Raw genomic sequence first — 13,498 nt, 5'->3', positions numbered from 1 at the left:
ACACGACCGAGTCAGGACGCCCAGCCCCAGCCGCTCCAGACGGGATATCAGCACATCGCTTCAACCGGCCAGCCCCGCCAAAAGCAACGGCATTGTCGCCCGTGACCTGGGGGGGGGGGCGACGACTGGCCGCAGCTGTGGGACAAGGTGATGGCCGCCGACATCGTCCTCCTCGCCACCCCGATCTGGCTCGGCCACCCCTCCAGCCTCTGTCAGCGCGTCTTGGAACGGCTCAACGCCGACATCTCCGAGACCGACGACGAAGGCCGCCAACTGCCGTACGGGAAAGTCGGGTTGGTGGCCGTCGTCGGCAACGAGGACGGGGCACACAAGGTGAGTGCCGACCTCTTCCAGGGTCTCAACGACCTCGGATTCTCCCTGCCGCCCGGCGCGGTCACCTACTGGGTCGGCGAAGCCCAGCAGAGCACCGACTACCAGGACCTCGACAAGACCCCCGACGCCGTCGCGGCCACCACCAAGACACTTGCCGCCAACGCCGTCCATCTGGCGACCCTGCTCCAGAGCGCGCCCTACCCGCCCAGCTGATCCCTTTTCACGGCCCCGGGTGCCGTCGGCGGTTGAGGGTGCTAACCGTGGTTACCCGATCATGACCATTGACCGAAGGCCGAACGAGGAGGCGCGCAGCATGCGCGCTCTGACCTGGCAAGGTCGGCGGGACGTCCGGGTGGAGACGGTCCCGGACCCTCTGATCGAACAGCCCGACGACGTGATCGTACGGATCACCTCCACCGGCGTCTGCGGATCAGACCTGCACCTGTACGAAGTCCTCGGGCCGTTCCTGGACCCGGGCGACATCCTCGGCCACGAGGTCATGGGGTCGTCGAGGCAGTCGGTCCTGAGGTGCCCGCCCTCGTCTCCGGGGACCGGGTCGTCATCCCGTTCAACATCTCCTGCGGCACCTGCTTCATGTGCTCCCAGGGCCTGCACTCGCGTGGGTGTAGGCGAGGACGTACTCGCGGAAATCCTTCTCCTCAGTCAGGACACGGTTGATGATCGCGCCCAGGAACGCGATGTCGCTGCCGGCGCGGATTGGGACGTGCAGGTCGGCCAACGCGCTGGTGCGGGTGGACCGGGGTCCACGTGGATGACGCGGGCGCCGCGCGCCTTCGCCTCCATCACCCACTGGAAGCCGACCGGGTGGGCCTCGGCGACGTTGGAGCCCTGGATCACGATGCAGTCGGAGTGCTGGAGGTCCTGCATGAAGGTGGTGGCACCGCCCCGCCCGAAGGAGGTGCCGAGCCCGGCGACCGTGGAGCAGTGGCAGGCCCGGGCATGGTTCTCCACCTGGATGACCCAGAGGTCGGTCAGCAGCATCTTGATGAGGTAGTTCTCCTCGTTGTCGAGGGTCGCGCTGCCGAGACTGGCGATGGCGAGGGTGCGCGCGGTGCGCAGTCCCTCGGACTCCCCCTCCCAGGTCCGATGCCGCGTCTCGATCACCCGCTTGGCCACCATGTCCATCGCGGTCTCCAGATCGAGGGGCTCCCGGTCGGCGGCGTACGGCCGTCGGTACAGCACCTCGTGACGCCTGGCCGAGCCGGTGGTGAGCTGGAGCGTGACCGAGCCCTTGGGGCACAGGCGTCCTCGGCTCATTGGGGAGGCCTGGTCACCTTCGATCTGGACGACCTTGTCGTCCTTGACGTAGACCTGCTGGCCGCAGTCCACCGCGCAGTAGGGGCACACCGAACTCACCATCCGGTCGGCGGTGTTGGTGCGCGGCCTGGGGTGTTCGGTGCGCGCCGACATGGCGGCTCGGCCGCGGCCCATTGGGTCGGTTCCGGTGAGCTGACGTAAGGCGAACCAGTTGCTCTCATCGGAGCCCCGGACACGCCGACGGCTCCCGTCCTGTGAGTCAGGAGGGAGCCGTTCGGCTGGGTGTTGGCGTGTGCCTTCGTCGGTCAGGCGTGCCGGTGCGAGTGCCGGTTGCCGGTGACCACGCGGTAGACGATCAGCAGGACGAGGGAGCCCACGATCGCGGCGATCCAGGTGGAGAGGTCGAAGAACCCGTCGATGGAGTCGACGCCGAAGATCACCTTGCCGAGCCAGCCGCCGAGGAGACCGCCGACGATGCCGATGAGCATGGTGACGATGATGCCGCCCGGGTCCTTGCCCGGCATCAGGATCTTGGCGATGGCGCCGGCGAGCAGGCCGATGACGATCCACGCGATGATGCCCATGGTGTGTGTCTCCGCTTCCTCGGACAAAAGTTGTGTCAGCCCTTCGTGTGCACCGACCGAGGCCGAACAAACGTCGAATCCGGATCGCGATCGTGCCGGTTGCTGATGTGGTCGGCAGGGGGGGCGCCGTTGCCTATGGGACTGCCGGGTCGGTGAGACTCGGTGCCGTAGCCGCCAAGGGGGGTGGAGGAGGGCCGAGTCCCCGGGGCTTACGTTCACGGCAGGCGTGGTGGTGGTCGCGACGGCGGAGGTAAGGATCCGGCTGGCCACCGCCCAATTCGCGCCCGACGCGTACTTCATCCGGCTGCTGTGCGCCGTGGCCCGCCGAGGCGTCGAGGTGGAGATCCTGCTGCGGGGCCCGTACTCCGACAGGCGGGTGTGCCAATTGGCGGGCCGGCGCTGCTACGAGGAGCGCGTCACGGTGTGGTGTCGGGCCGGTGCTCTTCGTCCGTGTCGAGGCGGGAAGTGGCCGGGCGGGCGCCGTCGTGCCGGGCCAGGACGGCCAGCAGATCGGCGACGGAGGCGGGGGCGTCGGCGGGATGACGCAGCGCTGTGGCGGAGGCGATGCGGTAGACGTTCGAGCGGCCTTCCCGGACGTGGGTGAGATACCCGCCGTCTTCCAGGTCGGCGATGATCTTCTGAACGGCCCGCTCGGTCAGTTGGCAGCGCACCGCGATGTCGCGGACGCGCGTGGTGTGGTCTGCGGCGATGGCTGCCAGGACGCGGGAGTGGTTGGTCAGGAACGTCCAGCCCGGACGTGGTTCGGCGGCTTGGTCCATGGTCTGACTATAGGGCGCGCGTTTCACGTATTCAAAAGGGTGAATCAGTTTTCGTGTATTGGTTGACGTGAATGGCAGGTGGGGTGAAAGTGGAGCCGTAAGGAGTCGTCGACACGTTCCGGGAGCCTCCGATGTCCTGCCACGCGGCTCTACCTCCCGCCGAGGGGACCTGCACCGAGTGCGGCAGCACGATCCCGCCCTCGACACTGGCGTCCGCCACGGTGGATGTCGGCGTGGTCGGCGGTCGGCTCGTGGCGACCGTGAGCGGCGAACTGGACCTGGACAGCGCGCACATGCTGCGGCACCGACTGGGCGACGCGCTGCGCGACGTGGACGACGGGCTGGAACTGGATCTCGCAGGTGTCGATTTCTGCGACTGCTCCGCCCTCAACGTCCTGTTGCTCCTGCGCAAGAACGCCCGGGAGACCTCGAAAAACCTCGTCCTGCGCGCGAGCAGCCCCGCCGTGCAACGCCTGCTGGAGCTGACCGGCGCGGCCTCCCTCTTCCCCGCCGCGTCACCCGACGATGCCCTTGCCGCGGAGAACGCGCTCCTGTACCGGGCGCTGGGGACCCGCGGCACGATCTACGAGGCCTGCGGCATGCTCATGACCTCCTTCGGCCTCACCCGTGAGCAGGCATGGCAGGTGCTCGTGACCGTCTCGCAGCACAGCAACACCAAGCTGCACCTGATCGCTGACGCGTTCCTGCAGAGCACGGCCGGCCGGCCGCTGTCCGAGTCCCTTGCCGGTCTTCTGGCCGAAGCCGTGCAGGCACACGGCACCCGAGACGCCGGATGACGGCACACCGGCGTGTCGCCCTGTGCCGCGGTGACCATGCGGCGGCCGGGGCCCGACGGCACGCGGCAGCGTCGAGCTGAGACAACAGGGACCGCCGCCACCAAGCGTCCGCGCGCTCGGATCGCCGACGTTCCGACGGCATCAGGCGTTCACCGCCGAGCTGGGCCATGCCTTGGGCGGCTGGCTGTGGTGATCGCCTTCGGCAAGGGGCGGCACGCGGTAACGCGCGGCTTGTCAGCGCTGCCCTTTGCGGTCGCGGCGGGTCAGCCGACTCTGGAGGTGAACGAGGGCGCCGGTCCGTTGACGGTGGAGGGCGGCCCGTGCGGCGTTGGCTCCGGGGGCGCCGTGGACGCCTCCGCCCGGGTGCGCGGAGGCAGACGCGAGGTAGAGGCCGGGCACGGGCGTCTCGGGGCGGCCGGTGCCGGGGGAGGGGCGGAAGACCAGTTGCTGGTGCAGGGCGGTGGTACCGCCGTTGATCGCGCCGCCGTGGAGGTTGGCGTCCAAGCTCTCCAGCGTGGGCGGCGCGAGGATGCGCCGGGCTCTGATGAGGCCGCGGAAGCCGGGAGCGTAGCGCTCGACCTGTGTCTCGACACGGTCTGCCATGGCTTCCTGCTCCCGGGCGTCCCAGGAGCCGGTCAGTTTGTCGTCGCCCGCGTCGCCCCGCACGTGGTGCGGCACGTGGGTGTAGGCCCAGGCGGACTCGGTGCCCCGGGGCGAGCGGCTGGGGTCGGCGGTGGTCATCTGACCGAAGAGGACGAAGGGTTCGTCGGGGACACGGCCCATGGCGATCTGCGCGGCGAAGCGGGTGAGGGCGTCGACGCCGTCCGCGAGGTGGACGGTGCCTGCCTGTGAGGCCTCTGGGGAGGTCCAGGGCGCCGGGCCGTTCAGCGCCCAGTCCACCTTGAACGTGGCGAAGTCCCACTGGAAGCGTTTCAGATCGGCGAGCAGTCGCCCGGGGAGGTGCCGCTCCGCGACCAGGGAGCCGTAGAGCGCGGGTGCGGACACGTCGGCCAGCACGGCCTTGCGAGCCACTACCGCTTCGCCGCTCGCGGTGCGGACTCCGACGGCTCGACCGTTGCGGACGACGACCTCGGTGACCCGCTCCCCGCAGCGGACGGTCCCGCCGAGCCGCGTCAAGCGGCGGACGAGAGCGGCGGTGAGCGCTCCGGAGCCGCCGGTCGGTACGGGAAAGCCGTAGGTCTGGCCGAGCATGGACATGAGCCAGCCGAAGCCGCCGCTGCCCGCCGCCTCCGGCGCGAGATCCGCGTGCAGGGCGTTGCCCGCGAGCAGGAGCCTGCCGCCTTCCCCGCGGAACTCCTCCTCGCCCAGCCGCCGCACCGGCAGCAGCATCGTCCTGGCCAGCCGCAAGCCGCCCGCCGCCCGCAGCCGCAGCGCCAGCCGGGCCCCGGCGCGGACCGGGGGGAACGGTGTGAAAAGGGCGTCGAGGATGCCGGGCCGCAGCGTCTCCCAGACGTTCCGCAGCTCCTTCCACGCGGCTCCGTCTCCGGGGGCGAACGCCTCCATGCTCGCGGCCGTCTCCTCCAGGTCCCGGCTGAGGACTGCGCAGCGGCCGTCCCGCAACGGGTGGGCCAGCACCTTCGGAGCGTGGCTCCAGTTCAGCCCCTCCCGCTCCAGGCGCAGGCCGGCCAGGACCGGGGAGGCGGCGGCGAGGGGATAGAAGGCGCTGAAGAGGTCGCTGGCGAAGTCGGGGTCGACCCCTCGGTCGTGGCGGACCGCGCCGCCTGGCTCGTCCTGGGCCTCCAGGACCTCCACGCTCCAGCCCGCGTCGGCCAGGAGGTTCGCGGCGACCAGCCCGTTGGGACCGGCACCGATCACTACTGCGTCCGGCATGACGTGCTCCCCGCTCGGTGGGTGGCGCCGCCCTCGGTGGCGTGGCCTTTCTCCCGGTCTCGGTGCCGGTTCAGGCCGTGCGCGGTCGTGATCGTGATCGCTCGGGAGTCGTGCGGGACGTGCTTTCGTCGTTTTCGCACAGCCGGGCGAGACGGGCCAGCATCGCGCGGCTCCGTACCTGCTGGGCCGCGTCCAGCAGAGGATTGTGCAGGGCGCCACCCGCGCCGCGCAGCGGGTGTTCATCGAGGATGATCAGTGTCTGCTCGCCCCAGGGCCGCAGTTCCATCGCGATCCTCGCGGTCCCCAACGGCCCGCTGTGCGCTTCCAGTTCGAGAATGGCGGGCGGTTCGCTGCGGCGTACGACGGTCTGGTTGTGCAGGGTGAGCGGCCCGATCCTGATCTCGTAGCGGAGGGCCGCCCCCACCTCGGGCCACACACCCTCGTCCAGCTCGGCCCGTGAGGTACCGACGACCCAGTCGCCGTACTGTTCGGCGTCGGACAGGATCTTCCAGACGTCCTCGGGAGACTTCCTGATCAAACGGTGTCGTACGGCCATGGGTTCCTCCGCCGTTCGAAATGTCGCGTCCGCCGCCACGAGTTCCCAGGCCGGGCCCGGCTACACACTCCCCGGCCGGTGGCGGTGCCGGTGCCGGTGGCGGCGGCGAGCATGGGCGCGCACAGCCCGGTCTCGGCCTCCAGGCCGCGGCCCGGCCATTGGAGGGATGTTCGGTCGCAGACCGGATGACCACGAGGAAGTCCGGGCGCAGACCCGCGTCGATCCGGCTTCCAGGGCACACTCAGTCCAAGTCGAGCAGAGGCGTGAGAAAACCGTCCCAGTCCAGGAGCTCGCTCTCCGTGTTCCGAGGCACGAGCAGCAGTGTGACGTCCAGCCAGTCGGAGATCACGTCCCATTCCGTCTGGAAGGCGGCGCAGCTCCTGAGCGGCCCGAGCCGGATACGCAGCCATGTGCCGCCGCCCGGCTGCCTGACTGGCTATACGGCCACGTCGCCGATTCCCTCATAGCGTCGCAGCCCGAGCAGAAGACTCTCCCGTGATAGGGCCCAGTGGATCGAGGCGCCGTCCGTGTGCAGGCCGATGTGCACGGCGAACGGGTCCAACGACGTGTAGCGCAGCTCCAGGTCGAGCGGTACAGGAGGTTGGCCTTCGCGGACCAGCTGCGTGTGGTGGCGCAATGTGGTGGTCCGGTGCGGATGGACTTCCGTCAGCGTGACTGGCTTCGGCACGAGTGATCACTTCCGACGGGTGAGTGCGACGGGCCGACTGCCACCGGCCCTCCACGTACCTGCCGTCCTCAGCACGGGGTGCCACGGGTACCCCCGATCGCGCTGTGACACGTTGAGAACGGCCGTTGTCTCCTCAGGCCTGGCGCTTCGAGCCGCCGGCAGCCTCTCGCCCTGTGTTCGTGACGAGTGCGGAGCGGGATCGGAGCGGCAGTCGACGACTGTCCACGCTTACCGTCGGCCTCACGGTGGTCTCATGGTGATCGCCTCCTTCGGAGGCACGGCATCGCTACCCCGGGGCGCACTTCGGGCGCCTCCAAGGAGGCCAGGACAACAGCGATGGCCAGCGTCTGCTGCCGCTGGCCTGGCAGTGGAGGACGAGACCGAGCGCCGCTCCTGCACCGATCCGGAGGCCTGCGCCACCAGTGGCCAAGGCTGCTGGAACTGACACGAGTGCCGCGCGGTACTGGGTGTCAGAAGAACGACGGCCGCCAGACGTCCGGCAGCCACGGGCTACGGGCCACGGACCGCTGACCGAGTCGGCCTGCGTGAGTCCGATGTACTGCACGGCGATCCCCGGGCTGACGATCAGCCCATCCCCAGGCACCGGCCCACCTGCCACGCGGCTCTTTCGCCGAGCACCTGCTCCGGAGAAGAGCCACAGCGCGGGCAGAGTGACGCCGAGGCCCAGTCAAGCCGGCGCCGTGGGCCGGTCGCCCAGAAACCACATACCGCACAGGACGGACAGTGCTGCCCCGGTGACAGCCCTCATGGGGACCACGACGCTCATCGCCCCACGGCTCAGGAAGTGCATGGCCACGCCGCTCCCCACGCCCCACAGCGCACCCCACAGCGGATCCACGGCGCGCACCGAATCCGCGGGCACCACAGGCGGCGACCAGCGCGAAGAGCAGACCGCCTGCGTGCCCCAGGAACGTGATCACAGGGAAATGGGCTCGACGAGACAACCGACCGCCGACGAAGTCGACTGCGCCATAGCGGGCCGCCGGTGCCAACGCGAGGAGACCATCCATGAGGGCCGCGTACCCGACGGCCGACAGACATCCACCGTGGTATCGACCCCGGGGCGTACGAACGTTGGCCCTGGTGTGCATTCGGTGCCTACTTCGCGATCTCCTGGGCACTCGGAGTTGCACACGCAGTTCGCCCGGTAGGCCAACTCCCTGAGCAGGCCAGACGCTTGGGCCACATCTCAGGGAGTGACGTACATGCGGATCGGAGTGGAGGAGGAGTTCCACGTTCTGGAGGTGGAGAGCGGGCTGCTCGTAACGCGTGCGAGCTCGATTCTGAGGCGGCTGCCTCAGCGGGACTTCACCACGGAGCTGCATCAGTCCACCGTGGAGTCGAACAGCGGAGTGCACGCGTCTCTGCACGACCTGTACGCCGATCTGGCCGCGACCAGAGAGCAGCTCGACTCGGCCGCCTCCTCACTGGGACTCGCGGTGATGGCGGCGGGTACGGCGCCGCTTGCGCCGGCCGCCTCGGGGCGGCCGACGGCCGACGCGCGCTACCAGGAGATGGTCGAGGAGTACGGCAGGGTTGCCGAGGAGCAGCTCATCTGCGGCACTCAGGTGCACGTGGACGTACCCGACCGCGACACGGCGGTCCGGGTCATGTGCGCCGTAGCCCCCTGGCTGCCCGTGCTCCTGGCTATGTCGGCCAGCTCGCCCTTCTGGCACGGGTCCGACACGGGCTACGCCAGCTGGCGGACGCTGATGTGGCAGCGCTGGCCCACCGCGGGACCAGCCGGCTGCTTCGCGAGCGGAGCGGACTATGACGCCTTTCTCCAGGAGCTTGTCCAGTCCGGGGTGATCACCGACGTGGGGATGATCTACTACGATGTCCGTCCTTCCGCCCACCTGCCGACGCTGGAACTGCGCATCTGCGACGCGTGCCCGCGCGTCGAAACCGTCGTCCTCATCGCGGGACTGTTCCGCGCGCTGGTGACCGACGCTCGCGAGCGGCTGCGCTCCGGCCCGCTGTCAGAGTGCCGGAGCAGGCACGACTGGCTGCGCGGCGCCTCGTGGAAGGCCGCCCGGGCCGGCCTCGAAGGCACCTTGGTGGATCCCGAGTCCCGTCAGGAAACACCAGCGCCCACGGTCGTCCGGGAGCTGCTCGCCCGACTGCGTCCCGCACTGGAAGCTCACGGGGACTGGCAGACCGTGAGCACACTGACCGATGAGATCCTCGCCGACGGAAGCGCCGCGAAGCAGATGCGCCGCAAGGCCCAGGAGGAAGACCTGCGGGCCTGCTGCGACACTCTCGTCGCCGAGACCCGCGGCGACCGCCACCACCGCAAGCAGCCGTCTGCCGGCCGTACGAGCGCCGCTGTCGCGGGCACCGTCGCGGTGGACCCGTCGCAGAGTTCCAGCGCACCGGCCATCGGTCTCTGACACGCCCATGCAGACGAGATCCGAACGCCGCCCGTGGGCCCGACGGACGAGGCCACGCCTCGTGGCAGCTTCCGCCGACAAGATCGTGGAAAAGGTCCAGGAGGCCGTTCGGCCCGGGAACGAGATCCCTGGCGCACCGGGCCCGGTGCCGCCCCCGGTCGCCGAGCCGACGGAGCCTGCCGGCCCGTTGCCGCCCAAGCCCGACCAGCGCGGACCGGACACCTACAGCCCCACCGGCCAGGAGACGGGGACGTCGCAGAAGAAGGTCGCGCAGGGCGGCGAGCGCCTCACCACCGCGCAGGGTGCGCGCCTGTACGACACCGACCACTCGTTGAAGGCAGGTCCGCGCGGTCCGGTGCTGCTCCAGGACCACCATCTGCGGGAGAAGATCACCCACTTCGATCACGAGCGCATTCCCGAGCGGGTGGTGCACGCCCGTGGCGCCGCCGCGCACGGTGTGTTCCGGGGCTATGGCGCCGCCGCGGGGATCAGCAAGGCCGCATTTCTCGCCGAGGGCGTCGAGACGCCGGTGTTCGTCCGCTTCTCCACCGTGCTGGGCTTGCGCGGATCGGCCGACACCGTGCGCGACACCCGGGGCTTCGCGACGAAGTTCTACACCGACGAGGGCGTCTTCGACCTGGTCGGCAACAACATCCCGGTGTTCTTCATCCAGGACGCGCTCAAGTTCCCCGACATCATCCACGCGGGCAAGCCGCATCCGGACCGGGAGATCCCGCAGGCGCAGAGCGCTCACGACACGTTCTGGGACTTCGTCACCCTCCACACGGAGGCCACCCACCACACACTGTGGAACATGTCCGACCGGGGCATCCCGCGCTCCTACCGGATGATGGAGGGCTTCGGTGTCCACACCTTCCGCCTCGTCAACGCCGAGGGCGCGACCACGCTGGTGAAGTTCCACTGGAAGCCGAAGCTGGGTGTCCACTCGCTGGTCTGGGAGGAAGCGCAGATCACTGCGGGCGTGGACCCGGACTTCCACCGCCGAGACCTCGCCGACGCGATCGAGGCCGGAGCGTTCCCCGAATGGGAGCTGGGCGTGCAGACGTTCCCGGACACCGAGGACCAGATGTTCGCGGGCATCGACCTGCTCGACCCGACGAAGCTCGTCCCCGAGGAACTGGCCCCGGTCCGCCCGATAGGCCTGATGACCCTCAACGCCAACCCGTCGAACTACTTCGCCGAGACCGAGCAGGTCGCCTTCCACGTCGGCCACCTGGTTCCCGGTATCGACGTCACCAACGACCCGCTGCTGCAAGGGCGCCTCTTCTCCTACCTCGACACCCAGATCAGCCGACTGGGCGGACCCAACTTCGGGCAGCTCCCGATCAACCGCACGCACGCGCCCGTCAACGACATGCTGCGCGACGGCGTGCACCAGACCGCAGTGCACCGGGGCGTGGCACCGTACCGGCCCAACTCCCTCGACGGAGGCTGCCCCTTCCTCGCCGGCGCCGACACGGGGGCGTACATCGAGGTGCCGGTCGAGGTGACCGCCGGCCGCAAGGTGCGGGACGCGGCGGCGTCCTTCGACGACCACTTCAGCCAGGCCTGGCTGTTCTGGCTCAGCATGTCTGCCACCGAGCGCGAGCACATCGTCGCCGCCTATACCTTCGAGCTCGGCAAGTGCTGGGAGACCGCGATCAAGGAACGGGCACTGACGGTGCTCGCGAACATCGACCCGGAGTTGTGCGCGCAGGTCGCGGCCGGTCTTGGCCTACCGGCCCCGGAGGCGAGCCTTCCGCCGGTGGTGGTGCAACCGAGCCCCGCCCTGTCCCAGTTGGGCGGGGACTGGCCGGTCGCGGGCCGGATCATCGGCATCGTCACCAGCGGCACGGACGACCTGGACGGTGTACGCGAAGTACGCGAGGCGGTCCTGGACGCGGGCATGGTCCCGCTGGTCGTCGCACCCGTCGGCGGCACCCTGGACCCGGACGGGGAGCCGGTCACCGTGCAACGGACGTTCGCCACCGCCCGCTCCACCGAGTTCGACGCGATCGTGCTGGCCGGGGCGCCGACTCCGGCCGGAGACGCCTACGGAGCCCGCGATGCCAAGGCCGACGACGATGCCGCCCTGGCCCTGGCCATCGACCCCCGCTTGGTGCTGATGCTCACCGAGGCGTACCGCCACGGCAAAGCCATCGGAGCCTGGGGCGAGGGAGCCGTTGCTCTGGAGGCAGCCGGATTCCCTGAGGAGCCGGCCGGAGTGGTGTTCGCCGAAGCGCCGGTTTTGGTGCTGCCGGCCGTGACACGTCTCCTCGGTGGTCATCGCGTCTGGGGACGCTTCACCCCCGCTCTGTGAGAGACACGACTGGCAATGAATCACTTGCTGGTTCTGGTCTCGACGATCTGACGGCAGGCTGCGGCCGTACTCGCGGTGTCCGGCCCGGACGGCCTGACCGGACACCGCGAGGAACCTCACCAGGGCTCACGTGAGAGTTTCCGCATCACGGGTACCCGGCGTTCATGAACGTCACATCGCCGGAGCCGGCCGTGCCCGCCGCTCGCGGCCGGATCTCCGCGGCGGTCGTCGAATACCTGCGGGGTACGGGACCTCTTCCGGATGAAAAGGCGGTTTCCGTCGCAGCCCCGCTCGGGGACGATCTCCAGCTCGCCCTGTACGTCTGTTACGAGCTGCACTATCGCGGCTTCGCCGGCGTCGACGCGGACCGTGAGTGGGATCCCGACCTGCTCAGGGTCCGGGCAGCCCTGGAACAGGCCTTCCTCAAGACCCTCCGTGACGGGGCGATCGCGCACAAACACGCCGACGAGGCGCTGGACGAACTGCTTGTCGAACCCGTTGACGGCAGCGGTGTCAGTCACTTCCTGCGGGACGAGGGAGAGCTGTGGCAGGTGCGTGAGTACGCCGCTCAGCGCTCGCTCTACCACCTCAAGGAGGCTGATCCGCACGCGTGGGTGCTGCCCCGGTTGTGGGGCCGGGCGAAGGCGGGCATGGCGGCCGTGGAGTTCGACGAGTTCGGCGGGGGCCGCGCCGATCGCGTGCACGCCCGCCTGTTCGCCGACCTGATGGCCGACCTCGACCTGGACACGAGGTACGGGCACTGGCTCGACGCGACCGGCGCCGAGGCCCTCGCCACCGTGAACCTGATGTCCCTCTTCGGCCTGCACCGTGCCCTGCGAGGAGCCCTCGTGGGGCACTTCGCGGCCGTCGAGATCACCTCCTCGCCGGGTTCGCGACGCTTGGCCCAGGCGATGCGGCGCGCCGGTGCCGGGTCGGCCGCCGAGCACTTCTACGACGAGCACGTCGAGGCCGACGCCGTGCACGAACAGGTCGTCCGCCGGGAGGTCGTGGCGGGCCTGCTCGAAGAGGAACCGCACCTCGACGGCGATGTCGCCTTCGGCGTGGACGCCACCACGTATCTGGAGGACCGCCTCGCCGAACGCCTGCTGGGTGCCTGGCGGGCGGGGGAGTCGTCACTGCGCCCACCTGTTTGACCGGCCTTCCGACCACGAACAGGTTCTCCCACGTCCCCGGGAACCGGAAATGAAGCCCCATGACCACGGTCACTCTGCCCGGCGTCTACACCCCGCAGGACGACACCGACCTGCTCGTCCGACTCCTCCACGACGAACGCCTGCCCCCGCGCGCCGAAGTCCTCGACGTGGGCACCGGAACAGGTGCCGTCGCGCTGGCCGCCGCCCGGCTCGGGGCCCGCGTCACCGCGATCGACATCTCCTGGCGCGCGGCCCTCAACACCAAGGTCAACGCGCTGCTGGCACGTCTCCCGATCCGGGTCAGACGCGGCGACCTGCTGGCCCCTGTGACAGGCCGGTCCTTCGACCTCGTCCTGTCCAACCCGCCGTACGTGCCCGCCCCCACCGCCGCCTGCCCGCGCCGGGGTCCGGCACGGGCCTGGGACGCGGGACACGACGGCCGTCTCGTACTTGACCGCATCTGCCGGCACGCCCCCGCCCTCCTGAAGCCCGGCGGAGTGCTGCTTCTGGTCCAGTCCGAACTGAGCGGCCCTGAAGAGTCATTGCGGCGACTGCGGGCGGCGGGTCTGCGCGCCGACATCGTGGAACATCGCAGCGTCGCCTTCGGGCCCGTTCTGCGCTCCCGCAGCGGCTGGCTGCACGATCGCGGCCTGCTAGTGCTCTGACCGGGAAGGTTCGCCGGTTGAAATAGGCTGGGCCTTCTCGATGAACGAGGGGGCAGAGTGTCGGCGCGATGGTCGACGGACG

10 protein-coding genes and 4 pseudogenes are annotated in these 13,498 nt (G+C 69.7%); 8 read left to right on the top strand and 6 right to left on the bottom strand.

The window, feature by feature from the left end:
* Positions 1–111: 111 nt before the first annotated feature.
* Both ACIRRY_RS51425 and ACIRRY_RS51420 read left to right on the top strand, forming a co-directional pair.
* A pseudogene (locus ACIRRY_RS51425) lies at positions 112–546 on the top strand (flavodoxin family protein); the annotation flags it as partial.
* A 100-nt stretch (positions 547–646) separates the two neighbouring features.
* Positions 647–954, top strand: a pseudogene (locus ACIRRY_RS51420) (alcohol dehydrogenase catalytic domain-containing protein); the annotation flags it as partial.
* Here the strand turns inward: ACIRRY_RS51420 and ACIRRY_RS51415 are convergent.
* Both ACIRRY_RS51415 and ACIRRY_RS51410 read right to left on the bottom strand, forming a co-directional pair.
* Positions 947–1,920, bottom strand: a pseudogene (locus ACIRRY_RS51415) (molybdopterin-dependent oxidoreductase); the annotation flags it as partial. The pseudogenes ACIRRY_RS51420 and ACIRRY_RS51415 overlap by 8 nt on opposite strands.
* The gene (locus ACIRRY_RS51410) at positions 1,917–2,195 is read right to left on the bottom strand and encodes a GlsB/YeaQ/YmgE family stress response membrane protein (protein WP_403987952.1); all 279 of its coding nucleotides are present in this window, start codon (positions 2,193–2,195) and stop codon (positions 1,917–1,919) included. The gene ACIRRY_RS51410 and the pseudogene ACIRRY_RS51415, both read right to left, overlap by 4 nt.
* A gap of 229 nt (positions 2,196–2,424) precedes the next feature.
* Here ACIRRY_RS51410 and ACIRRY_RS51405 point away from each other — a divergent pair.
* Positions 2,425–2,607 (top strand): annotated as a pseudogene (locus ACIRRY_RS51405) (phospholipase D-like domain-containing protein); the annotation flags it as partial.
* Positions 2,608–2,611: 4 nt separating this feature from the next.
* Here ACIRRY_RS51405 and ACIRRY_RS51400 read toward each other — a convergent pair.
* Positions 2,612–2,974, bottom strand: coding sequence for a helix-turn-helix transcriptional regulator (locus ACIRRY_RS51400; protein ID WP_403987949.1), 363 nt, complete (start codon positions 2,972–2,974; stop codon positions 2,612–2,614).
* 131 nt (positions 2,975–3,105) lie between these two features.
* Between ACIRRY_RS51400 and ACIRRY_RS51395 the strand changes: the two genes are divergently transcribed.
* Positions 3,106–3,771, top strand: a complete 666-nt coding sequence (locus tag ACIRRY_RS51395; RefSeq protein ID WP_403987946.1) for an anti-sigma factor antagonist — start codon at positions 3,106–3,108, stop codon at positions 3,769–3,771.
* A gap of 234 nt (positions 3,772–4,005) precedes the next feature.
* Here ACIRRY_RS51395 and ACIRRY_RS51390 read toward each other — a convergent pair whose 3' ends face one another.
* The 3 genes from ACIRRY_RS51390 to ACIRRY_RS51380 all read right to left on the bottom strand — a co-directional run bounded on the left by ACIRRY_RS51390 (position 4,006) and on the right by ACIRRY_RS51380 (position 6,866).
* Positions 4,006–5,622 carry a phytoene desaturase family protein gene (locus tag ACIRRY_RS51390; protein WP_403987944.1) on the bottom strand — a complete coding sequence of 539 codons (1,617 nt, stop codon included), beginning with the start codon at positions 5,620–5,622 and terminating at the stop codon, positions 4,006–4,008.
* Positions 5,623–5,692: 70 nt separating this feature from the next.
* On the bottom strand, positions 5,693–6,178 hold the full coding sequence (locus ACIRRY_RS51385) for an SRPBCC family protein (protein WP_403987941.1): 486 nt from the start codon (positions 6,176–6,178) through the stop codon (positions 5,693–5,695).
* 436 nt (positions 6,179–6,614) lie between these two features.
* Positions 6,615–6,866 (bottom strand): SsgA family sporulation/cell division regulator, encoded by a 252-nt coding sequence (locus ACIRRY_RS51380; protein ID WP_403987938.1) that lies wholly within the window; start codon positions 6,864–6,866, stop codon positions 6,615–6,617.
* A gap of 1,226 nt (positions 6,867–8,092) precedes the next feature.
* Here ACIRRY_RS51380 and ACIRRY_RS51375 point away from each other — a divergent pair.
* The 4 genes from ACIRRY_RS51375 (at position 8,093) to ACIRRY_RS51360 (ending at position 13,416) form a co-directional block, all read left to right on the top strand.
* Positions 8,093–9,277 (top strand): glutamate--cysteine ligase, encoded by a 1,185-nt coding sequence (locus ACIRRY_RS51375; RefSeq protein WP_403987935.1) that lies wholly within the window; start codon positions 8,093–8,095, stop codon positions 9,275–9,277.
* 61 nt (positions 9,278–9,338) lie between these two features.
* Positions 9,339–11,597 carry a catalase gene (locus tag ACIRRY_RS51370; RefSeq protein WP_403987932.1) on the top strand — a complete coding sequence of 753 codons (2,259 nt, stop codon included), beginning with the start codon at positions 9,339–9,341 and terminating at the stop codon, positions 11,595–11,597.
* 164 nt (positions 11,598–11,761) lie between these two features.
* Entirely contained in the window at positions 11,762–12,751 is a 990-nt protein-coding gene (locus ACIRRY_RS51365; protein WP_403987929.1) for an iron-containing redox enzyme family protein, read from the top strand.
* Positions 12,752–12,810: 59 nt separating this feature from the next.
* A complete protein-coding gene (locus ACIRRY_RS51360; protein ID WP_403987926.1) occupies positions 12,811–13,416 on the top strand; it encodes a HemK2/MTQ2 family protein methyltransferase in 606 nt (201 codons plus the stop codon).
* Positions 13,417–13,498 lie beyond the last annotated feature (82 nt).

Source organism: Streptomyces sp. NPDC101776, assembly GCF_044766845.1.
Taxonomy (GTDB): Bacteria; Actinomycetota; Actinomycetes; order Streptomycetales; family Streptomycetaceae; genus Streptomyces.
The sequence above is the reverse complement of the archived record's forward strand: the minus strand, read 5'-3'. Positions and strand labels throughout refer to the sequence as shown.

Excerpts from the sequence above, each read along its gene's own strand:
- ACIRRY_RS51375 (WP_403987935.1), top strand. The coding sequence starts at position 8,093 with ATGCGGATCGGAGTGGAGGAGGAGTTCCACGTTCTGGAGGTGGAGAGC.
- ACIRRY_RS51365 (WP_403987929.1), top strand. The coding sequence starts at position 11,762 with ATGAACGTCACATCGCCGGAGCCGGCCGTGCCCGCCGCTCGCGGCCGG.
- ACIRRY_RS51410 (WP_403987952.1), bottom strand. The coding sequence starts at position 2,195 with ATGGGCATCATCGCGTGGATCGTCATCGGCCTGCTCGCCGGCGCCATC.
- ACIRRY_RS51400 (WP_403987949.1), bottom strand. The coding sequence starts at position 2,974 with ATGGACCAAGCCGCCGAACCACGTCCGGGCTGGACGTTCCTGACCAAC.
- ACIRRY_RS51390 (WP_403987944.1), bottom strand. The coding sequence starts at position 5,622 with ATGCCGGACGCAGTAGTGATCGGTGCCGGTCCCAACGGGCTGGTCGCC.
- ACIRRY_RS51395 (WP_403987946.1), top strand. The coding sequence starts at position 3,106 with ATGTCCTGCCACGCGGCTCTACCTCCCGCCGAGGGGACCTGCACCGAG.
- ACIRRY_RS51385 (WP_403987941.1), bottom strand. The coding sequence starts at position 6,178 with ATGGCCGTACGACACCGTTTGATCAGGAAGTCTCCCGAGGACGTCTGG.
- ACIRRY_RS51360 (WP_403987926.1), top strand. The coding sequence starts at position 12,811 with ATGACCACGGTCACTCTGCCCGGCGTCTACACCCCGCAGGACGACACC.